The 21,031-nt window shown below is 59.0% G+C and carries 15 protein-coding genes, 1 tRNA gene and 1 riboswitch; of the genes, 8 read left to right on the plus strand and 8 right to left on the minus strand.

The window, feature by feature from the left end:
- Window positions 1-496: 496 nt before the first annotated feature.
- The 6 genes from qrcD to rfbC form a co-directional block, all read right to left on the minus strand.
- On the minus strand, window positions 497-1,753 hold the full coding sequence (qrcD, locus tag H586_RS0114990) for a menaquinone reductase integral membrane subunit QrcD (protein ID WP_011368711.1): 1,257 nt from the start codon (window positions 1,751-1,753) through the stop codon (window positions 497-499).
- A gap of 5 nt (window positions 1,754-1,758) precedes the next feature.
- Window positions 1,759-2,526: a menaquinone reductase iron-sulfur cluster-binding subunit QrcC gene (gene qrcC / locus H586_RS0114995; RefSeq protein ID WP_011368710.1), complete on the minus strand. Its 768-nt coding sequence runs from the start codon at window positions 2,524-2,526 to the stop codon at window positions 1,759-1,761.
- A gap of 12 nt (window positions 2,527-2,538) precedes the next feature.
- Window positions 2,539-4,608 carry a menaquinone reductase molybdopterin-binding-like subunit QrcB gene (gene qrcB, locus H586_RS0115000; RefSeq protein WP_027182451.1) on the minus strand — a complete coding sequence of 690 codons (2,070 nt, stop codon included), beginning with the start codon at window positions 4,606-4,608 and terminating at the stop codon, window positions 2,539-2,541.
- Between the two features lie 16 nt (window positions 4,609-4,624).
- Window positions 4,625-5,254 carry a menaquinone reductase multiheme cytochrome c subunit QrcA gene (gene qrcA, locus H586_RS0115005; protein ID WP_011368708.1) on the minus strand — a complete coding sequence of 210 codons (630 nt, stop codon included), beginning with the start codon at window positions 5,252-5,254 and terminating at the stop codon, window positions 4,625-4,627.
- A 140-nt stretch (window positions 5,255-5,394) separates the two neighbouring features.
- The gene (locus H586_RS0115010) at window positions 5,395-6,837 is read right to left on the minus strand and encodes a mannose-1-phosphate guanylyltransferase/mannose-6-phosphate isomerase (protein ID WP_011368707.1); all 1,443 of its coding nucleotides are present in this window, start codon (window positions 6,835-6,837) and stop codon (window positions 5,395-5,397) included.
- Between the two features lie 20 nt (window positions 6,838-6,857).
- Window positions 6,858-7,415 (minus strand): dTDP-4-dehydrorhamnose 3,5-epimerase, encoded by a 558-nt coding sequence (rfbC, locus tag H586_RS0115015; protein WP_011368706.1) that lies wholly within the window; start codon window positions 7,413-7,415, stop codon window positions 6,858-6,860.
- A gap of 193 nt (window positions 7,416-7,608) precedes the next feature.
- Here rfbC and H586_RS0115020 point away from each other — a divergent pair, with 193 nt between their 5' ends.
- The 5 genes from H586_RS0115020 (at window position 7,609) to H586_RS0115050 (ending at window position 14,292) form a co-directional block, all read left to right on the plus strand.
- Window positions 7,609-9,267, plus strand: coding sequence for a response regulator (locus H586_RS0115020; RefSeq protein ID WP_011368705.1), 1,659 nt, complete (start codon window positions 7,609-7,611; stop codon window positions 9,265-9,267).
- 92 nt (window positions 9,268-9,359) lie between these two features.
- A tRNA-Ser gene (locus H586_RS0115025) sits at window positions 9,360-9,451 on the plus strand.
- A gap of 542 nt (window positions 9,452-9,993) precedes the next feature.
- Window positions 9,994-11,253 carry a DUF697 domain-containing protein gene (locus H586_RS19495; protein ID WP_051364051.1) on the plus strand — a complete coding sequence of 420 codons (1,260 nt, stop codon included), beginning with the start codon at window positions 9,994-9,996 and terminating at the stop codon, window positions 11,251-11,253.
- A 543-nt stretch (window positions 11,254-11,796) separates the two neighbouring features.
- Complete coding sequence (locus H586_RS0115045; protein ID WP_011368654.1) at window positions 11,797-12,258, plus strand: cytochrome c family protein; 462 nt, start codon at window positions 11,797-11,799, stop codon at window positions 12,256-12,258.
- 9 nt (window positions 12,259-12,267) lie between these two features.
- A complete protein-coding gene (locus H586_RS0115050; RefSeq protein WP_027182454.1) occupies window positions 12,268-14,292 on the plus strand; it encodes a methyl-accepting chemotaxis protein in 2,025 nt (674 codons plus the stop codon).
- A 134-nt stretch (window positions 14,293-14,426) separates the two neighbouring features.
- Here H586_RS0115050 and H586_RS0115055 read toward each other — a convergent pair whose 3' ends face one another.
- Window positions 14,427-15,293: a DMT family transporter gene (locus H586_RS0115055; RefSeq protein WP_034619343.1), complete on the minus strand. Its 867-nt coding sequence runs from the start codon at window positions 15,291-15,293 to the stop codon at window positions 14,427-14,429.
- 110 nt (window positions 15,294-15,403) lie between these two features.
- On the opposite strand from H586_RS0115055, the gene H586_RS0115060 reads away from it, so the two are divergent.
- The 3 genes from H586_RS0115060 to H586_RS0115070 all read left to right on the plus strand — a co-directional run bounded on the left by H586_RS0115060 (window position 15,404) and on the right by H586_RS0115070 (window position 19,121).
- Window positions 15,404-16,588 carry a putative sulfate/molybdate transporter gene (locus H586_RS0115060; RefSeq protein WP_011368651.1) on the plus strand — a complete coding sequence of 395 codons (1,185 nt, stop codon included), beginning with the start codon at window positions 15,404-15,406 and terminating at the stop codon, window positions 16,586-16,588.
- Between the two features lie 19 nt (window positions 16,589-16,607).
- Window positions 16,608-17,810, plus strand: coding sequence for a hypothetical protein (locus H586_RS0115065; protein WP_027182456.1), 1,203 nt, complete (start codon window positions 16,608-16,610; stop codon window positions 17,808-17,810).
- A gap of 141 nt (window positions 17,811-17,951) precedes the next feature.
- Complete coding sequence (locus H586_RS0115070) at window positions 17,952-19,121, plus strand: hypothetical protein (RefSeq protein WP_011368649.1); 1,170 nt, start codon at window positions 17,952-17,954, stop codon at window positions 19,119-19,121.
- A gap of 272 nt (window positions 19,122-19,393) precedes the next feature.
- On the opposite strand, the gene H586_RS0115080 is transcribed toward H586_RS0115070, so the two are convergent.
- Window positions 19,394-20,785 carry an alanine/glycine:cation symporter family protein gene (locus H586_RS0115080; protein WP_011368648.1) on the minus strand — a complete coding sequence of 464 codons (1,392 nt, stop codon included), beginning with the start codon at window positions 20,783-20,785 and terminating at the stop codon, window positions 19,394-19,396.
- 150 nt (window positions 20,786-20,935) lie between these two features.
- Window positions 20,936-21,031: riboswitch (glycine riboswitch) on the minus strand.

Below are 21,031 nucleotides of genomic sequence, written 5' to 3' on the forward strand. Positions count from 1 at the left end.
ATGTTTCAAGCCGTCTCGGTGTTGCGGCACCGCATGCCCTTTCCACTCCCATGCGTGCCTTCCGTCACCGGTTTCCTTCATATGCGGGGATTTTTAAACCCCGCCTTGCTCTGCATCTCATTGTTATCAACCAGTGTCTGTGTGCGGGCAGCATCGTTGCGACGGGCGTGCTTTTTTCTATGCCCCGCTGCAGCCTGCGCCAAACCGGCGGTCTTGGGCGGTGGTCCGGCACTGTGTGGCCACGGAACAGACAGGACCGGTAGCTGCTGCGTTGCAGCGGTGGATACTCCTGTTTTGCCCGCGCAGTGTTGTCTGCAGGTACGCACTTCGTTGGAGGATGTCGATGCATGCCCTGAACGGCATGGAGGCGCCAAGGTGAGGGGCCGGAGGACGTGGTGATGATGAAACTTTGTCGCTGCAGACCGTTTGCTGTGCATAAAAAAGCGGAGCGGGACAACCCCGCTCCGCCTGACTTCAAGCTTTCAATTCGACATGACTATTCCGCGTTCAGCTTCTTTTCCTGGGGGAAAACAGGCAGATAGCGGTAGGAGAGGCTCAGGATGATGGCACCGTACGCGATGACCATTGCACTGGCTCCCCACTCGGCCCAGTTCGGGTTGTACGTTTCCCACGTGTCAAAGGGCATGACCGGCATGGCCAGCGCCTGAACGGTGAAGACGTAACGGTTGATGGTGATGCCCACGCAGTCCAGAATGGCAGCCGTATAGAACAGGCCCGGACGGTTGCGCAGACTGGGGGTAAGCAGCATGATGGCAGGAATGACCCCGCACAGGCCCAGCTCGGCCCAGAGCAGCCACTTGCCGTAAATGGTGCCGAAGAAGTTCTGGTCAAATGTCAGACCCGAACGGGGCAGAACATCGGTAGCCCATGCCCATGTGTCGGCGAACTTGAATACCAGATACACAGCCAGCATGGTACCGGCTATTTTGCCCATGAGGGACTTCACTTCCCAGCTGACCAGTTTTTTGCCGGTCATTTTTTCCATCAGCGTGGCCACAAGCACGGTGAACACCGGACCGGAGCCCACTGCGGAAATGACAAACAGGAAGAATGTCCACGGCCAGATGAAGAACCCGTCACGCAGTACGTAGGGGCGGCCGAAAAGCACGCCGTACATACCGCCCAGCGAACCCTGGTGGAACGTGGAAAGGAATGCGCCCACACCTGCAAACAGCGGCATGACAACGTGAAGGTTGTGCGCCAGATGATGCAGGAAGGGGATCTTGTTCAGCTGACGCTGTTCAAGAATCAGGGGAATGTACTCAATTATCAGTACGATGCAGTAGCAGGTGATGCAGAAGATAACTTCTGTCAGCATGGAATGGACGTTGGCGTGCCAGTAGCCGAACCATGCCCTGAGCGGCTGCCCGATATCCAGCACCAGAATAAGCATGGCGCCGGAATAGCAGATAAAGCCGATGATAACTGCAAGGTTGATGATGTGTTTGAGCGGATCAATGTTCAGGATGTAGCGCAGTAATCCGGTGAAAAACGCGCCGGCACCCAGAGCGATGACCGCAAGGTCAAAGGTGATCCACAGGCCGAAACCGAAGTAGTCGTCAAGAGCTGTTTCGCCAAGACCGTAGCGCAGTACGCGGAAGGCGGCGTATACGCCCCACGCCAGCACCACACCCACGACAGCCATCCATACGGAGAACTTGCTGAAGGAACAGCGTTTGGTTCCCTCGGGGAACAGCTCGTGATCAACGGGAAGATCGTAGTTCTTTTCCATGAGAGCTACCCCTTGACCTTTTCGTGTTCAAGATAGTTGTCGCCAAGACGGCGGACCCATTCGCGACGGCTGAGGTAGTACACCTGCGTGTCGGCACCCAGACGTTCAAGCAGCCGGAAGGCGTACTTGCTGCGCGACAGTTCATACACCTTGTGGTCAGGGTTCAGCAGATCGCCGAACACTATGGCACCGTTGGGGCATGCCTCGGTGCACGAGGTGATGTATTCGCCATCTTCCAGTGCATCGGGATCACGCCCTTCCACTCTTGCCTTGTCTCTGGCAGCCATCATGCGATGATGGCAGAAGGTGCATTTTTCCACTACGCCGCGGGGTCTTACAGACACATCGGGCGTCAGTGTTTTTTCCATGCCTTCCGGCCAGATGGGATCGTACCAGTTGAAGTAGCGGGCATGGTAGGGGCAGGCGGCCATGCAGTACCGGCAGCCGATACAGCGGGGGGTTACCTGACTGACTATGCCGCCTTCTTCGTTTTTGTCGGTGGCGATAACAGGACATACCGAAACGCAGGGCGGGTTGCCGCATTGCTGGCAGGGCCGCGGCAGGTATGCCACATCGTGGTCGGGAAACGGTTTCTTGTTGGACAGCTCGTACACCACAAGCCAGTTGAGCGTTTTCAGCTTGTTGGTTGCGTCCGGAGCAGGGGCAATGTTGTTTTCTGCCTGGCAGGCGACCATGCACGCGCCGCAGCCCGTGCATTTATCGAGGTCTATTGCCATACCCCATTTGATTTTGAATTCCTTTTTAGAGGACATGACGTACTTCCCTTATGCTTTGGCAATGTTCACGCCGGCGCGGTTCCAGACAGAAAGTCCGGTAACCGGCTCGAATCCTGCTGTAAGCAGATGCATGACGTTGGCACCCTTGCCCTTGCTGAACTCGTCGAACGCCGTGTGTCCGAAACCGAGCAGCACTGCCACGGTATCGGTCATCACACCTTCGAATATGTTCACACGGGCGCGGATGGAGCCGTCCTTGTTGGACAGGGAAACGGCGTCATGCTGCTTAACGCCCAGCTTGCGCGCTGTGGCCGCGTTCATCATCACATAAAACTCGTCGCCCTGAAGTTCCCAGCGGCGGATGGTTTTTGTGTTGAAGGGCGGGGTGGCGGTGTTGCTGGTGCCTATGTTCAGCTTGTGAACAGGAGCGATGGCAAAGGGTTCTGCCGGACTGCTCAGGCTCACGGTCTGTTTGAGCACATCGGGGCGCAGGGCCAGTCCTGTAAGGGGCAGAGCAGCCTTGCTGACATAGGGCGTACCGGCGGAAACCTTGCGGTAGTTGGCACCTATGGCCGCTGCTTTGGCCTTCAGAACACTTTCGAATGATCTGTGCCCCAGATCCATGCCCAGCCGGGCCGCGGTGGAAAGCAGCACATCCCCTGCGGGGCGGGCGTCCACCAGCGGTTCGATGACCTGCTGCGCCATGCAGTACGTCACCTGACCGCAGCCGTAAGGCGTATTCACATCATCCTGACGCTCGATGCCCATGGGAACGGGCAGCACGAGATCGCACATCATGGCTGTTTCATCAAGGAAGGTGGAGAAAGATACCTTGAAGGGAATCTTTTCCATCACCTTGGCCATATCGTCCGCCTGCGGCAGAGCATAGGCGGGGTTGGCTTCGTGGACAATAAGTACCTGCGGTGCCGGGGCTTTACCCGCGTTGATGCGCGACAGGTACGCGATGAAGTCCTGACGGAGCATGCGGGCGCGCGACATGGCACCCTGCACGGCACTGTCAGCCACGGGCAGCGCCTTGACGGAGGCGGCACCCAGCAGCAGGTTGACCGCAAAACCGGCCATGGCCGTAGCGGCGCCTGCGCCCTGATCGAATTCAGAACCGGTGACCACCAGCGGGCGCGATGCCGCGGCCAGTTCGTCCGCAACTCTGGAAAGAGCTTTGGGATCGACACCGGTCAGGCTGGCCACCTTGGCGGGGGTGAATTCTGCTGTGTATGCGCGGAAATCGCCGAAGTCGGGCACGTTGGCCACGGCGCCCTTTTTAATGAGCAGATGGGCAAGCCCCAGAGCGAAGACAGCTTCGGTTCCGGGTTTGATGGGCAGCCACTGGTCGGCGCCTGCCGCGGTATTGTTCTGCACGGGACCGGCATAGACGTAACGCACCGCGGGTTCTTCGCCGTGCGGATGCGCCACGGAGAAAAAGTGACGGTGACGGATGGCCGGTCCCCATGATTCGAGGATGTTGGCCCCTATGCCCAGTACATAATCGCTGTTTTCAAAGTCATAGCCGGGCTGGCCCTGTCCGCCCATCAGTTCCCATGCGCGCTGTGCGGGCTGTGCCTCGCCGGGCATAAGGAAAAAGTTGGACGAACCGGCTTTGGCCAGCAGGCCGGAAAGCACTTCGTTGATGGTGCCGTTATCGTCGCCGGAAAGGCAGGCCAGCTTATCGCCGGAGCCTTTTACGGCGCTCAGCTGCTCTTCGAGCATGGCAAGCGCTTCATCCCATGTGATTGCCACATAGGCACCGTCCGCAGCTCTGCGCAGGGGGCGCTTCATGCGGGCGGGGCTGTACAGCATCTGCACTTCCGCAGCGGCTACGGCGGATATGCCGCCAAGGCTCAGCGGATGGTCAGGGTCGCCTACAGCGCGTACCGGACGCCCAGATACTGTGCGGACCTTCATGCCGACGGCAGAAGGACACAGCTTGCTGACGGTATGAACAAACTCTGTGGTTCCGTCGATGTTACGCGGAATCCACGGCCAGTTCTGCGTCCAGATGCTCACGTCATCGAGCAGTTTCCAGGGCAGGGGCGAAGCCATGATACCGGCGGTGCCGCCTGCGACGAACTTCATGAATCCTCTTCTATCCAGTGCCATTACACCACACCCCTTTTTACTTGTGACACACGAAGCATGCGTTGCTGGAGCGGGTCACACCGTAATGGTCGGGATGGGCGTGACACCGTTCGCATTCCCACATCTTCATGGTTTCTGAGCTGTACTTGGTCAGCTTGTTTTCTTTGTACACCGGCGGATCATCCATTCCGGCGACATCGGGGTGACACTGGTTGCACAGCTCGCGCGTGGAAAAGTCGTGACACTGGTTACACGTTTCTTCGCTGTGCGCGGCATGGCTGAAGAAGACGTTGTCGGGCTGCATCTGATAGACCAGCCATTTGACCTCTTTTCCGGGGGTCACATATTCCTCGACGTAGCGTTCTTCCTCCGGGTCGGAGCCCATGACGTCTGTATGGCAGGAAGCACATTCCTCCGTGGTGGGCAAACCTGCAAAGGTGCCGTCTTCACGGAAGTAATGACAGTCGGAACAGGCCATGCCCACGTTTTCCACGTGGACGGGATGGCTGAACCGTACCGGCTGATGCTTCTGGCTGTACAGCATTCCGGGAAACACCCACCACCCGAAGATGAGCGCAACTACCAGACCGACGAAGAAGGGGGCCGCACTACCGCGGCAGCAACGGGATTTACCGTCGCCTGAACTGTCTAAATGCCTGTCCTCCATAACCCTTCGCCTCTTAGCTATTTGAAAGATGAATAACAAATGCCCACACTTGCCACGTTGAACTAGTACGCGACAGGGTAAAAGGGTGTCAAGGTGAAAAAATTCACGAACTACCGGATGTGTTTTTTCAACATGACGATTTAATTAGATTTGTTCTTACCTCCTTTGGGCCTGCCATACACGTCTTCAAAGCGTTCTATGTCATCTTCTTCCAGATATGGCCCTGTCTGTATTTCTATGATTTCCAACGGGATGCGTCCCGGGTTGGTCAGACGGTGAACAGCGGTTTCAGGTATCTCGGCCCACTGGTTCTGCGAAAGCAGCATTTCCTTGTCCCCCACCTGCACAAGGGCCGTTCCCTGAATGACTACCCAGTGTTCGCTGCGATGATAATGGCGCTGCAGCGACAGCCGCGCGCCGGGGTGTACGGCAATGCGTTTGATTTTGTAGCCGGCGTTTTCTTCAAGCACGGTATAGCTGCCCCACGGGCGGTGCACAGTCAGGTGCACTTCCGTCAGAGGGCTGCCTTCGGCCTTAAGGCGCGAGACAACCTCGCGCACGCGCTGCACCTGGTCTTTGGCGCACAGCAGGGTTGCGTCCCGCGTCTGCACGGCAATGACATCTTTCAGCCCTATGGCCGCCAGCTTGCCCCCGCGTGACAGCAGCAGGCTGTTTTCGCAGTCAATGGCCATGGCGTCGCCCTGAACAACGCAGCCCTGTTCATCTTTTTCTCCCAGCCGGAAAATGGCTTCCCAGCTTCCCAGATCGTCCCAGCCGAAGTCCGCTTCAACCACGGCGATGCGCGAAACGTGCTCCATAATGCCGTAGTCGATGGAAAGCGAGGGGATGGCACTGTAGCCCTGACGCAATGACGTGGCGGTGCGGGTGTTCCACCACGCGGCAAGCGCAGGCTGGTAGGTCTCCAGTGCGGCTATCAGGTCTTCGCCGTTGAACACAAACATGCCGCTGTTCCAGAAATGCATACCGCCGCGCAGAAATTCTTCGGCTTTTTCTCTGGGAGGCTTTTCCACAAAGCCCTCAACGGCGTAACAGCCGTCTGCTATGCGGGCGCCGCGATGAATGTATCCGTAACCAGTTTCCGGATGTGCCGGAGGTATGCCGAACGTCACAAAGTGGTTCTGTGCGGCCAGTTCCGCCCCTGCCTGCACGGCACGCTGCCAGCTGGCGGCGTTGTGGATCATATGATCTGAAGGAAAGACCGCCAGCAGGGGGGCGGCATCCTGCTTCATGGCGGCGTTAAGCCCCAGCATGAGGGCCGGCAGAGTGTTGCGTATCATGGGTTCGGCCAGCACATTGTCTTCCAGCGCCGCATCCAGGGCTTTTGCCTGTGCGCGAACCTCGAAAACGTGCTCTTCGTTGGTAACTATATGGATGCGCTGCGGGGGAAAAATATCAAGAGCGCGTTTCACTGTCTGCTGCAGCAGGGTAAGCTCACCGTTCAGCGCCAGCAGCTGCTTGGGAAACAGCGCGCGGGAAAGAGGCCACAGGCGCGTGCCCGAACCGCCTGCAAGAATGACGGCGTGGCAGCGTTCCATGGCGGAAGAGGGGGCTGATTCACTCATAGCTTCTGTACTCCTGTGTTTCAGGGAACATAGACAAAAGGGGAGGCGAAATCGCACAGGCGGGGCAGCTCCGCATCCTTGGGAGACAGCACCGCTTCCATGTCCGGCCACGGGATATCAAGGTCCGGATCGTCCCAGCGTATTCCGGCTTCTGCCTGCGGAGCGTAATAGGCATCGACTTTGTACTGGAACTCGGTGTGGGGTTCCAGTGTCATGTAGCCGTGCGCGAAGCCCCGGGGAATGAACAGGCGCAGAAAGTTTGCGGCACTGAGCACCGCTGTGTAGGCTTTACCGTATGTGGGTGATCCCGTGCGCAGGTCCAGCGCCACATCAAACACGCTGCCCCGCGTCACCCATACCAGTTTGCCCTGCGCCGCGGGGGGCAGCTGCATGTGCAGCCCGCGCACCACGCCTGCCTGTGCAGAACAGGCATGATTGTCCTGTACAAACTCTTCCGGCAGGCCCTGTTCTGCAAAAAGGCGTGCCCGGAATGACTCCAGAAAAAAGCCTCTGCTGTCATGAAAAACCCGTGGACGGATACATGTCAGCCCCGGAAATTCTGTCCGGATGAACTCCATCAACCACTCCTATGCTGGCGGGAAGTATGGCATGCCGCGAGGCATGGCTTGCCCCTGCATACATGAAGAGCAAAGACTTTTGAAGAACAAAGCGTCGGGTCTGTCAGGAGAATTCCGGCCGGCGAGTTGCCCAGTTGCGTACGTATGGTGTAGAACCCTGCTGTCAGATTTCAAACAGAAGGCGGAAACACACATGGCATCACGTCAGGAGATGACTGAAAGCGGAGCGATAGCGGCCTGTGGCGAAGGCGCTGATTCCCGTTCGCTGGAGGCGGAGATTCTGCGCCTGCGCCAGCGTGAAAAGGAACTGCTGCATGAGCGGCAGATGCTTAAGGATATTCTGAAAGCCATTCCCGACATGCTGACGGTGCATGACCGAGACGGCAATGTCATGTTCAGCAATTGCAAGCCCAACGAGGACTGCTGGCAGCATCATGGCGGAACCAAACACGGTTTGCGCTGTTATCAGTGCCATTTCCACGGCGACCGCAACTGTGAAGACTGTTATATTCCCGATGTGTTCGATTCCGGCGAACAGCGTGTTGTGGAAATGTACAACCCCGACATGAAGAGTTTTCGCTCCATTACTGTGTTTCCCGTGCGTGACGGGCAGGGTGATGTGACCATGGTGGCCGAATATGTGCGCGATGTGACCGCCACCCGTAATCTGGAGCGCGAACTGCGCGTGGCAAAAGAGGCCGCCGAGGCTGCCGACAGGGCGAAAAGTGAATTTCTGGCTTCCATGAGCCATGAGATACGCACCCCCATGAACGGCGTGCTGGGCATGCTTGATCTGGCCATGACAACCAGTCTGGATGAAGAGCAGCGGGAGTACCTCGAAGCAGTGCAGAATTCTGCGGAAGCCCTTCTTTCGCTGATAAACGATATTCTGGATTTTTCTAAGATCGAAGCTGGAATGGTGGAGCTGGATCAGCAGGTCTTCCGTCTCAGCAAGCGTCTTTCTTCACTGCATACCATGTTTGTGCACCGTGCCGCTGAACGGAACCTTGAGTTCGCCATCAACATTTCCCCCGACGTGCCGGACGGATTGTCCGGTGACCCGCTGCGTCTGCGGCAGATTGTGGTTAACCTGCTTGATAATGCTTTCAAGTTCACCGATCAGGGGCAGGTGGTGCTGAGTGTGGAAGTGCTGGAGCGCGGAGCGGAGAATGTTCTGCTGCAGTTCAGCGTGCAGGATACCGGTCCCGGCATTCTGGAGAGACATCAGGAGCGTATTTTCGACAGTTTTGCCCAGGCCGATGCGTCGTTTACCCGCAGACATCAGGGGTCCGGGCTCGGGCTGGCCATCTGCAAACGCCTGACCGGTCTTATGGGCGGCGACATCAAAGTGCGCAGCACGCCGGGAGAAGGCAGTACTTTTGTGTTCTCCGCACGGTTCGGCGTAGCCGTGCTGGACGAGGAACCCGTACGGGTGCGCAGCCGCACAGCAGAACCTGCGCCGGTGCGCGGGCGGATTCTTGTGGCGGAAGATCACCCCATGAATCTGATGTTTATCGAAAAATTTCTTAAAAAGCAGGGGTACGAATCTGTCAGCGTGACTGATGGCAGCGAGGTGGTTCCCGCACTCACGCGGTCACGGTTTGATCTGGTGCTGATGGACATAGCCATGCCCGCCATGGACGGCATGGAGGCGACCCGCGCCGTGCGTGCTGCCACGGGTATGAAGACCCCCAGTGATGTGCCTATTATTGCCATGACGGCGCACGCCATGAAAGGCGACAGAGAGCAGTTTCTTGAAGCCGGAATGGACGATTACATAGGTAAGCCCATCAACTCCGACAATCTGCGCAGTATGATTATCCGGCACCTGCAGGCCCGGCGCAAAAGCTGATACGGCAACTGCAGGGCAGTGTGACAACAGGGTTGCACTTTTGCCGCCACGGCTGTATATGACGACTCCTGCCGTATGGCAGTTCATATCGCGGAAGGGTGGCAGAGTCCGGTTTAATGCGGCGGTCTTGAAAACCGTTGAGGGTTTGCGCTCTCCGGGGGTTCGAATCCCTCCCCTTCCGCCACAAAATCAAAGGCTTACCAGATTTTCATCTGGTAAGCCTTTTGTCGTTCCAGAGGGGCGTTTTGCTGCACTTTGCCAAGCAGAAACAGGCACCAAAGTTGTCGAATTCTGCCGTAAGATGGGCGTTTGTGAGGCTGCTTTTCAGAAATACGGTAGCTCTGACGTGGCGCTTGACGGAAGTTGTTGTGGGGAGACAAGCCCTGCATGGAGCTTTTCTCACTGCCTGTATGAAGATTCTGCTGTTGAATTGCAGATGGAACACCCTCCACTGGCTCGCACGGTACGTCTTTTTTCTTAAGCTTTTGTTGTATGACGGTCTCAAGGCCAGTTACACGTGCCTCCGGATTGAAGTGTCGGGGTATAACCATCTAATTTCACAACAGCTATGTTGAAGTGATATTTTTTTCGGGGAGATGCGGCGTCCGGTTGCCCGCCGGTATCGGTGGTGTTTGACTTGCCTGCTGCCTGAGAGGCACTAGATAGTAATTGCCGTAATCGACAGCTGCCGGTGTGGCGGCTGATTCCGCCGGCAGGAGGAATGTCATGCTGTCTGTGTTGAAGCGTTTTTTCATGGTGGCCGGGATACTGCTGCTTGTGCTTTTTGCCATCTACCTGTGGGGAGCTGTTTCCGCAGTGTGGGATATGGCCGAGCGCATGCACGAGGGGCTGGGGCCGTGGGCCGGCGGTGCGGCAGTGTCTGCCGTGGCGTGGGCTTTGTGGTATGCTGTTGCCCCTTTTTTCCGGCCCCGTGCTCTTGTGCTGCCAGCAGAGCCCGATGAACTGCAGCTGGAGGAATACAGGGCCGAGCTGGTCCGCAGGCTGGGTGATAATGCGTTTCTGCGCGGACGCGGTGTGAGTGTGCACAGCCGTGAAGATGCCGATGCGGCGCTGGCTTTGCTGGGCCACGAGGCTGATGAGATGATCCGCAGCGCAGCCCGTCAGGTTTTTACCGGAACTGCCGTGTCGCAGAACGGCAGGCTTGATTCTCTTATCGTGTTTGTGGTGCTGTGCCGGCTGGTCTGGCGTGTGAGCGCGCTGTATAACCAGCGTCCCTCCCCCGCGGAAATGCTGTCGCTGTATTCCAATGTTGCCGTCACGTCTTTTCTTGCCGCCGGTATGGAAGATCTGGGCGGTGAAGAAGCCATGGGAGGCATCATCGGTCCCGCTGTCGCTTCTTCCGCACTGGGGGCGCTGCCCGGGGCAGAAGCCGTTGCCGCCACTGTCACTGCCTCGCTTGTGGACGGTTCGGCCAACGCCCTGCTGACACTGCGGACAGGTATACTCGCGCGCAATTATGTTTCGGGAACACTGCCGCCGGCAGGGTCATACCGCAGAACGGCCACGGCGGAAGCTCTTTCCATGCTGGCAGGCATAACGGGCGAAACCGTGCGGCTGGTGCTGGCGCGCACGGGCCGCGCTGCCGTGCAGGTATGCGGAGATACGGCCGCCGGAGCCGTCAATGCAGGCGTGCGTACAGCCCGCAAGGCCGCCGCGGGTGTGGCGGACGGCATGGGTGGTGCCGCGCGGGCTGTGGGCTGGGGTGTCCGGCGTTCGGTATATGCCACGGGTGCAGGGGTGAGCGGTGGCGCCCGGGTGTTGCGTACCGGTGCGGGACAGGCGGTGTCGGCCGTGGGAGGAACTGCGGCGCTGTTCAGCAGGGCGGTGGGCCGCGGAGCCCTGCGGTCTGCCGAGGTTATCGGAGCGGGTGTCAAAGGCGGCAGCAAAATGGCGTCCGGTGTGTGGACGCGTACCGGCGGCAGGGCTGCATTGTTTTTACGCGGGGCGGTCCGTTTGCGGAAATAGGTTCGCGCATAGATAGCGTGCCTGCCTGTATCCCGCATGCTCTTTTCTGCGTATGTATTGCCCGAAAGCAAAGTGCCCGGGCCCTTTGCCGCATTGTTTCCGCATCGTTTTTTTTCTTTTTCATTTCAAATAAAATATAACATAAGTGCAGTGCCGGTTTTCAACTGCACAGATATATTGCTTTTGCAATTCATTAAGCTGTGCATTGCAAAGTGTGCAGTCTTTTTTTCATATATTGGTGTTGTTGTATGTCGTTTCAATATTGCTGACACTGTGTACTGGTCATTTCCGATGTGTGCATTGTTTTTGGCATTATGTCCTTAAGTATGCTTTATGCTGTCTTGTCCGATATTGCAGTGTGCACAGCTGCTGAAAAAACACATGCCTGCCTTGTGGTGAGTTGACAGTGTTAAGGTTTTGGCATAGCAGCCGATAGGATGGTAACTGAAGGCATTCCGGCAGTTTCCGGTCAAGGGGGTTCGTTTGAGTGGACAATCGGGAAACGGCGGGGAAGGAATGCGTTGCGGGTAAGCAGGAGGAACCATGAAGAAGGGCTTTGTACCTGTGGCCTTGCTGGCGCTGATTGCGGTGTGCGGTCTGTGCATTGTGCAGCAGGCTGTGGCGGGTGCGTATGTCGGGTCGGCGCGTTGCGGAGAATGCCACGAAACGGAATATGAAACGTTTCAGAAACACTCTGTAAAGGCTAAGTCATGGAAAAGTGTGTCCATTATGGCGTCAGATCTTACGCCGCAGGAGCTTGAGGGCTGCTACGACTGTCATACAACAGGGCACGGTAAAGGCGGTTTTGTAAGCATTGAAACCACACCGGAACTGGCCGACGTGGGGTGCGAGACATGCCACGGTCCCGGAGCGCAGCACGCGGAAACAGGCGATCCGGAAATGATAACCCGTAAGCCGGACATCAAAACCTGTGAAACGTGCCACAACGAAAGCCGCGTACAGGCATTCGGGTACAAGCCGCTGATTTCCAGCGGTGCCCACTAGGAGGTCTGTATGCTGCATTTCATCCGTAAATCCATAGGACTGAAGACGCTTACGCTTATTGCCGGCATATCCGTTGTGGTGTTCACCATACTTATAGGTGTGACCACCCAGCGTCAGTATGACGGCATGCTGGGGCAGATGGACACCGCACTCACGCGGGTTTCTGAGCTTATCAAACTGGCAACTGACGGTCCCATGCTGGTGGGCGATGATGACGGTACAAAGGCTCAGTTCGCTCTGCTGGCAAAACGGTATCCCGATACGCAGGTGTATATAACAAATTTTAAAAACAATATTACCTACAGCACGCGTACGGGCACAGTCCGCAAGGATGTGGAAGATGTTTTTTCCGACCCTTCGGTGCTGGCGCTTACCGAAAAGGCAGTGAAAACAGACGTGCACGAGGGATTGCTGCTCAAGGAGGGCGGAAAATCCTTCATGCTCCGCAGTACCAGCATTCCCAACGACGATTCGTGCCACCACTGTCATGGTTCGTCTCAGCCCATTCTGGGGCAGCTTGTGGTGGTCAAGGATGTCACCCCCATGGTCGCGGGTATCCATCGTCAGGTGCTTGAGACGGTGGCGTTTTCTGTGGGCGGACTGGCAACGCTGATCTGCATCGTGTTCTTTTTTCTGCGCAAGACAGTCATCAAGCCCGTACAGGAGATCACCGAGGCCAGCCACAGAATCGCCCACGGCGAGCTGGAGACGCAGTTCACTGTCCATTCGCAGGACGAACTGGGCAAGCTGGAGAGCAATCTCGGCGAGATGGTGGGCAAGCTCAAGGAGCAGCTGGGCTTTTCGCGCGGGATACTGCAGGGCATGACCACGCCGTTTCTGGTTACGGATACGGAAGGCAATGTGACTTTCACCAATAAAGGCATGGTGGACTGTCTGTGCGAACTGGGTGATCCTGACCAGCATGTGGGCAAAACCGTTGGAGAGTTTTTCTACAACGACGTGAGCCGCGAAACGCTTACCCACAAGGTGCTTGCCAACCGCAAGGCCATTACCGGCGTGGAGGTGGAATTTACCGACCGCGACGGTGAAACCCGCTACAGTGTGCTTGACAGCTCGCCCATATATGATCTGGACGGCAACCTGATGGGAGCCTTTACCGTTTGTACTGACATGACGGAATTCCGCCGCCAGCAGCGTCTGGTGGAAGAGCAGAATTCGCGCATCACCCGCGCGGCGGAAGCTGCGGGAGCCATCGCCGTACAGGTGTCTTCAGCTTCCGAGGAGCTTTCGGCGCAGGTGGAGCAGTCCAGTTCCGGCGCGGAAGAGCAGCGCAGCCTTACTGCCGAAGGGGCCACAGCCATGGAGCAGATGAACGCCACTGTCACCGAGGTGGCGCGGAATGCTTCCAATGCGGCCGAAATGGCGGGAAAAGCACAGGACGTGGCCAAGAACGGGGTTTCCGTGGTGGAAGATACCGTGCGCCACATCAACGATGTTGCACGACAGGCTGAAAGTCTGAAAACGGAAATGGGCGGACTGGCGGACAAGGCGGAAGGCATAGGCGAGATTATCAACGTGATTGAAGATATTGCCGACCAGACCAACCTGCTGGCCCTCAACGCCGCCATAGAGGCTGCGCGCGCGGGCGATGCCGGACGCGGGTTTGCCGTGGTGGCCGATGAAGTGCGCAAGCTGGCGGAAAAAACCATGAGTGCCACCCGTCAGGTCGTGGATTATGTGGGGTCCATTCAGGAAAGCACCCGCAGAAATATGGCTGCCACGGAACAGGCGGTGAAGCTGGTGGAGCAGTCCACGGCCATGGCCGGAGAATCGGGCCGTACCCTGCATTCCATCGTCCAGATGGTGGTGGAGACGGCGGATCAGGTGCGTGCCATTGCCACCGCCGCCGAAGAACAGTCTGCCGCCAGCGAGCAGATAAACCGCTCCATGGAGCAGATAAGCCGCATTTCTTCGGAAACGGCCGATGCCATGAACCAGTCGGCACAGGCGGTTTCAGACCTTGCGCGGCTGGCTGTGGATCTTAACGCCATTATTACCGACATGCGGCGCTGACCGCCGCCCGATGTATGAAAAAACAAAAAAAGCCGGAGCAATACGCTCCGGCTTTTTGTTTTTGCGGCGGCGGGTGCCGGCTGCCGGAGAAACCGGAGGACAGCAGACCGCAATGCTCTGCAGACGTCAGGGGCTCAGGCCGTGGCCGCGGTGTTTTTTTCGCGCACCACCACAAATACTCCGGAAAGAACAAGCGCACTGCCCGCCAGTCCCACAGGCGGCAGAATCTCGTTCCACCACCAGTACGCCAGCACGGCAGCGGCCACCGGTTCCAGATTGGCCACTATGGCCGCCCGCGACGCGGCCAGCCGTTTGAGCCCTGCGCAGTAGGCAAGATATGCCAGCCATGTGCACAGAAAGCCTTCCATTATCAGCGCGAACCAGCCCAGCGCACTGTGCTGCGAAAAAGTGACCCACGGCAGCAGAGCCAGTGCCCCCGCAGGCAGGCAGTAGGAATACAGAGTGACTGACGAGTAGCGGTGCAGGTAGGTTTTGCCGAAAACGTAGTGCAGCGAATAGCTGAAACCGGCCACAAGTCCCCACAGCACGCCTGCCGTGACCGACCCGCTGCCAGCGCCGCCGGACAGACTGACCAGCATGGTGCCGCTCATGGCCAGCGCCAGCGCAGCCAGCCTGTGCGGCGTAAGTGCCTCGGCAAAGCAGATACGGGCCAGCAGCGCCACCCATGCGGGTGCGGTGTAGAGCATTATGGAGGCCAGCGCGGCCCCGCCTTCGCGCACGGAAATCTGATACGAGCCGAAAAACAGCGCTATTCCCACCAGACCGAACGCCGTGAACACGGGGGCATCACGCAGCCCGGCGCGCCACCGGCCGGTCACCGCAGCATGCGCCATGAAAAACAGCGCACCGGTAAGGCACCGCCAGAAGGCCACCTCCATGGGGGTGGTGCCTTCGTTAAAGCATATCTGGGCCAGCGGACCGATAAAGGCCCACATGAGCGCGGCCAGAGCAACATATACATATCCCAGTGCAGACTGCATGGCGGGGCTCCCCTGTGGTTGCCGGCGGCGGAGCAACCTGTTTTCATACTTCATTGTTCTGCAATACAGTGTTAAAAGACACAAAACAATCCTCCAGCAGGAGTCTGCCTATGCAACTGGGACGCTACAGATTTGACAGGATGGAGCTGGCGGGATCGCTGGGCGATCTGGGCACCCTGCTGCCGCTGGCCGTGGGCATGATAATGGTTAACGGCCTGGATCCCATGGGACTTTTTTTTGCGGTCGGGCTGTATTATATCATCGCGGGTCACTATTACGGCGTTCCCGTGGCCGTGCAGCCCATGAAATCCATCGGCGGTTATGCTGTGGCCACAGGAGTGGGCACAGGTTCGGTCAGCGCTGCCTGTCTTATCATGGGGCTGGGTATGCTGGCTGTGGGCAGGTGGAATCTGGCCGAAGCATTGCGCAGGCATATTCCGCAGGCAGTCATCAGGGGGGTGCAGGCTTCCACCGGGGTGTTGCTGGCAACGCAGGGGGTCCGCTTCATGCTGGGCACCCATTCACTGCAGCAGCAACTCAGCGAGCCTTTTCTGGGGCTCGGGGGGCTGGGCCCCGTGCCGTGGAGTCTCATTCTGGGGCTTGCTTTTCTGACCTGCGCGCTTTTGCTGCTTAATAATCCGCGTTTTCCCGCTGCGCTGGTGGTTGTGGGATCCGGTCTGCTGCTGGGGCTGGTTTTTTCCGATGCCACTTTCTCCTTCGGGCTGCATCTGCCGCGCCTGCTGCCGCTGGGGTTGCCTTCGCTGGCTGATTTCGCCTATGCGCTTCCTGTACTTGTCATGCCGCAGCTGCCCATGACGCTGGGCAACGCTGTCATTGCCAATGCCGATCTTTCACACACTTATTTTCCCGAAAGCAGTTCGCGGGTGACACCGCGTTCTCTTTGCTACAGCATGGGAGCGGCATGCACCGGGGCTTTTCTGCTGGGCGGCATGCCCATGTGCCACGGTGCCGGAGGTCTGGCGGCACATTATCGTTTCGGGGCCAGAACATGCGGATCAAACCTCATCATCGGCGCTGTGTTTGTGCTGTTTTCCGTTATGCTGGGAGCGGGTATGCTGGACGCGGTGCGCCTGCTGCCGCTGGCCGTGCTGGGCACGCTGCTGCTGCTTGCGGGCCTCGAATTGTGCCTGACGGTGCGTGATGTGCTGGACCGGAGCGGGTTGTTTGTGGTTTTCTGCATGCTGACATTGACGCTGACAACCAATCTGGCGGTGTCCTTTGTGGCGGGTACCGCACTTGCCCTGCTGATGGCGCGGGGCAGAATAACGCTGTAAGACAGGCTACGGAGAATACATGAGCGATAAAAGACAGTCTCTGGATATGACACCTCCGGCCCGTCGGAAGGGCGGACTGGCTATTCTGGCGGTAATAGTGCTTGTGGTTGCTGCTGCAGGCTATTTCCTGCTGCGTGACGGCGGCAGCGGCATTCCGCCTGTGGGGCAGACCGGCCCGTCCGGCCAGATGCGGCAGGCCGTGCCTGACCGGGAGGCTCCGGCCGTGCAGGGGGCTTTGCCTTCCGCCAATGGCTCACGGTCGGGGGCGGAAGGGTCTGCCGCGGTATCCGCGGGACAGGCCGCAGGAACCGGACAGGCAGCGCCGGGCGGCATGATGGCCGGTGACAGTGCCGGCGACAGTGCCGGAGCAGGCATGGAACCGGACGCGGTCGCAGTGCCGCCGGTTTCCGAAGATTCCGTCATCGGGCCTGACTTCATCGATGATACGGCCCGCTGGCTGGTGGAAGGGTATTATCCGCGCGGCACATACCCCACTGCCCTTAACGAAGGAGTGGTGGTGCGTGATGTGAAAATGCTCAATACCCACGTGGGCGTGGGCATGCCCGGTATCCGGTGGCAGGGTGACGACATACGCAAGGCGCGCGAGGCCGTGCTGGCCTATGTGCTGTCTCCGGCCATGGTGCGGGGGCTGTATGATTTGTACAGCGGGCAGTTTATGACGGCGGTGGAGCGGCATGCCGACGGTCTCATGCGTGAACGCAGAGGCCGCGAGGTGAATCTTTCCGCCGCGGAAAAAAAGGAAATGTACGCTATTTACAGCCGCCTGATACGGGGGCTGGCCGCCATAGCCGAGAATGTGCTGGATATGCCCGATGCCGGCGGGCGTGTGCAGGGCTGCCTGCAGGCGCGCCGTGCCACGCTGGACGCCAACGCAGCTTTTGCCGAGGCGCTGCATACCTATCAGATGCTTGTGGAACAGAATGCACCATATGCGGAAGTGCAGCAGGCCCTGAAGGATAAAGATGCCGCCGGCAAGGCGTTTCAGCAGGCCATTGTGGAGCGCGAACGCAAGATAGCGGCTCTGGCAGCGGAACTGCGCCGTCCGGGCGTATCGCGCGCGCTGGACGATGAAGGCGCCGTATATGTTGCCATGTGGATAGCCCGCAGGCTGGAGACCGGAGCCGGTGTGGAACCTGCCCTGCGCGAGGCCGTGGACGTGCTGCGTGACGTGGCGCAGGAATTTGAGCGGCGTTCCCGCTGAGTGCGGCGGGCCGTCCTGCAGCGCGCTGCCAGTGGCGCGGCGGAAGAAACGTATCGGTAAGCGGAGGCCGGAGCAGTTGCTCCGGCCTTTTTGTAAACGCGCCGCCGCAGGAATGCGGCGGAATGTGACGGGGGAGAGCGCATGGCCTCGATGATTGTTCTGGAAGATTCTCCTGCGGTGCTGCGCATCGGGCCCGGTGCGGAGCACCGCGTCTCGGTGGCGGTGGTGGCTTTGCTGGGCACCGGAATGATGGGGGGCGCGGTGCTGGCAGCAGGCGATCCGGCGCTTACGGCTGTCTGCATTATCGGCGGGGTGGTGCTGGGGCTGGTGGCTTTGATGCTGCATAATCAGTCGCGGCAGCTGGAATGGAATCTGGACGAGCGTATGGTGTATGTTCTGGGCAGGCAGGCTTCGGACATGTATGCAGTGCCTTTTGCCGATATCGCCTGCCTGCGTCTGACAAAACGAAGGGTGGCCCGCAGTCTGGCGGGGGCTTCCATCACCTCGCAGCCGCCGGGCGGCCGTCGCGGGCGGGAACGCTATTATCTGGAAATGGCCATGCGTGACACCGGGTATGAAGGTATTGACCAGTCGTTCAACGAGTCCGAGCTGCGCGGGCTGTGCACGGTGCTGTGCCGGCGCACGGGGCTTGCGCTGTGTGACGAAACAGACGGGACCCGTAACCGTCCGGCCGCGGGCGATGCCGTGTCCTCTGTGGTGCTGCCCCCGCGCGAACCTTCACCCGCTTCGGTACTGCGCAGAACGGCACAGGGAGTCGAATGGCCGCTTTCGCCGGGGTGGCCGGCCGTGGGGGTTATGTTCATGGTGCTTGCCAGCCTGATGGCCGGTGCGGGCTCCGCCTATACGCACGTCGCGGCGGGAGGGGACGCCAGCCCCGCGCTGATGATCATGGCGCTGGGCATTTCGTTTTTTTTCATGGTCATAGTGCTGGCGCGGCTGGCCCATGCCTTTACGGGGCGCGGCAGAATAACGGTACGCGGCGGGGTGCTGGTGCGGGAGCTGCTGAGCCCGCTGGGTAACAGAAGTCTGGAAGTTTCGCTGCGCGAAGTGGTGGCGTTGCGCGTCATTGCCCCGCGCACGGCTGTCTGTCAGCTTCAGGTGCTGGGCCGTACGGGACAGGCGGCAGTGCTGGCCAGTGTTTCCAGCGGGGTCACGCCGCTTACGGTGGGCGATCTGTACTGGCTGCGCGGTACGCTCAACCGTATGCTCGACCTGCAGCGCGCGGCAGAGCATGAAGAGCACCGCAGAAAGCAGGTCATGGAACAGGATTCTTCCGGCCCGCTGCAGTAGCGGCTGCACGGGTCTGCCGTCGGGTGTTGGCCGCCGCGGCTGTCCGGCCGCGGTGCTGTGCCACAGGCCGCAGTGTTCATTCGGGCAGATTTTTACGGGGTGCGTGTGCCTGTGTACACGGCCGCGGTACTTGTTTTTTCCGGCAGGTACGCTGCCGCGGCGGCGCGGCAGCGGCCGTCACCGTCTGCCGGATGTTCCGGCTTTGTAAAACGCGGAAAGGCCGGACCCGATGTCCGGCCTTTCACCAACCACACACTTTCTATGGAGAAGGCCTAACGCTCCTGCGGGAGCGCGGCCGAATCCGCTTCAGCGGTACGCTCTGCCTCGCGGGCTGCGAAGTAGGCGCGTGTTTCTGCCACAACAACACCGGAAAGACCGAGCAGACCGATGAGGTTGGGCACAGCCATCAGGCCGTTGACGATGTCGGCAAGCAGCCAGATGAGGTCCAGATGGACAAAGGCGCCGATGGCCACCAGTCCGATGTATATCAGCCGGTATGGCAGAATGCCTTTGACTCCGAACAGATAGGTTGTGCAGCGCTCACCGTAGTAGTTCCAGCCGAGAATGGTGGTGAACGCAAAGAACATGAGCCCCACGGTAACAACCTGCGGTCCCATGCCGCCCATGCCCAGAGCAAAAGCCGTGTTGGTCATGGCCGCTCCGGCCAGAGCACCGTCATTCCATACGCCGGTCATCACCAGTACAATGCCGGTCATGGAGCATATGACAATGGTATCGAAGAAGGTGCCTGTCATGGCGATAAGTCCCTGCCGGACGCAGGAGTCCGTGCGGGCTGCCGCCGCGGCGATGGGAGCGGAACCGAGACCCGATTCATTGGAAAACACGCCGCGCGCGATGCCGCTGCGCATGACCATGAGCACAGACATGCCTGCTGCTCCGCCGAATGCCGCCGAAGGATTGAATGCCGATTCGACGATGAGTGAGACGGCGGCGGGCACCTGACCGAGGTTGAGCATGAGCACGATGAGCGAGGCACCCAGATAGAACGCAGCCATGAAGGGGACAACACGCTCGGCCACTCTGGCTATGGAACGGATGCCGCCCAGTGTGACCATGGTGACCAGCGTGGTAAGCACGGCCGCGGTGCCCCATGAGGGAATGCCGAAAGTCAGCTGTGCGGCGTCTTTGATGGCGTTGACCTGAGCAAAGGTGCCGATGCCGAAAAAGGCCACCAGAATGCCGAACAGCGCAAACATGCGTGCCAGCAGGCGGCTGCCCAGCCCCCGCTCAAGATAGACCATGGGTCCGCCGGTCATCTGTCCGTTGGCGTCTTTTACGCGGTACTTAACCGCCAGCAGGCATTCTGAGTATTTTGTGGCCATGCCGAAAAAGGCGGCTATCCACATCCAGAAAAGCGCACCGGGACCGCCGGCCGCAATGGCCGTTGCCACGCCCACGATGTTGCCCGTGCCGATGGTGGCCGACAGAGCGGTGCACAGTGCGGCAAAAGGGGAAACATCCCCCTCGTTCTGGTGTCCCTTGTCGCGGCTGAAGACCAGCGAAAGCGCCATGGGCAGGCGCCGTATCTGCATGATGCCCAGTCTGAGGGTAAGGTAGATGCCGGTGCCGACCAGCAGGGCCAGCAGTGGCGGCCCCCACACGAATGCATTGATAGATTGCAGTAGAACAGTAAGGTCAGTCATCTCTATTTCCTTGAAATTGTTAAATTCCCAGGTAGAGACGGACTTCGAGTCTACTTGAAGAGGAAGCGGCGCTGCGCGTTGCGCAAAGCGCAATGAAGGCTAAGTGGTCCCTGACGCACGGCCGTGAGGGTGCACTGCGTCATAAAGGGCCCTCTGTCCTTTTACCTGAGAGTTTCACCGGTCGTGGAGGAGATCTACGACCGGCTTGCTCCTTCGGTGCTCCCACAGGGGGAGTCTCTCCAGAGG

The sequence above is a fragment of the Oleidesulfovibrio alaskensis DSM 16109 genome, from assembly GCF_000482745.1.
Lineage (GTDB): Bacteria > Desulfobacterota > Desulfovibrionia > Desulfovibrionales > Desulfovibrionaceae > Oleidesulfovibrio > Oleidesulfovibrio alaskensis.

Coding starts and splice junctions, on each gene's coding strand:
- H586_RS0115065 (WP_027182456.1), top strand. CDS start 16,608: ATGAGCGATAAAAGACAGTCTCTGGATATGACACCTCCGGCCCGTCGG.
- H586_RS0115060 (WP_011368651.1), top strand. CDS start 15,404: ATGCAACTGGGACGCTACAGATTTGACAGGATGGAGCTGGCGGGATCG.
- H586_RS0115055 (WP_034619343.1), bottom strand. CDS start 15,293: ATGCAGTCTGCACTGGGATATGTATATGTTGCTCTGGCCGCGCTCATG.
- H586_RS0115010 (WP_011368707.1), bottom strand. CDS start 6,837: ATGAGTGAATCAGCCCCCTCTTCCGCCATGGAACGCTGCCACGCCGTC.
- qrcD (WP_011368711.1), bottom strand. CDS start 1,753: ATGGAAAAGAACTACGATCTTCCCGTTGATCACGAGCTGTTCCCCGAG.
- H586_RS0115045 (WP_011368654.1), top strand. CDS start 11,797: ATGAAGAAGGGCTTTGTACCTGTGGCCTTGCTGGCGCTGATTGCGGTG.
- rfbC (WP_011368706.1), bottom strand. CDS start 7,415: ATGGAGTTCATCCGGACAGAATTTCCGGGGCTGACATGTATCCGTCCA.
- H586_RS0115050 (WP_027182454.1), top strand. CDS start 12,268: ATGCTGCATTTCATCCGTAAATCCATAGGACTGAAGACGCTTACGCTT.
- qrcB (WP_027182451.1), bottom strand. CDS start 4,608: ATGGCACTGGATAGAAGAGGATTCATGAAGTTCGTCGCAGGCGGCACC.
- H586_RS19495 (WP_051364051.1), top strand. CDS start 9,994: ATGCTGTCTGTGTTGAAGCGTTTTTTCATGGTGGCCGGGATACTGCTG.
- H586_RS0115020 (WP_011368705.1), top strand. CDS start 7,609: ATGGCATCACGTCAGGAGATGACTGAAAGCGGAGCGATAGCGGCCTGT.
- H586_RS0115080 (WP_011368648.1), bottom strand. CDS start 20,785: ATGACTGACCTTACTGTTCTACTGCAATCTATCAATGCATTCGTGTGG.
- qrcC (WP_011368710.1), bottom strand. CDS start 2,526: ATGTCCTCTAAAAAGGAATTCAAAATCAAATGGGGTATGGCAATAGAC.
- qrcA (WP_011368708.1), bottom strand. CDS start 5,254: ATGGAGGACAGGCATTTAGACAGTTCAGGCGACGGTAAATCCCGTTGC.
- H586_RS0115070 (WP_011368649.1), top strand. CDS start 17,952: ATGGCCTCGATGATTGTTCTGGAAGATTCTCCTGCGGTGCTGCGCATC.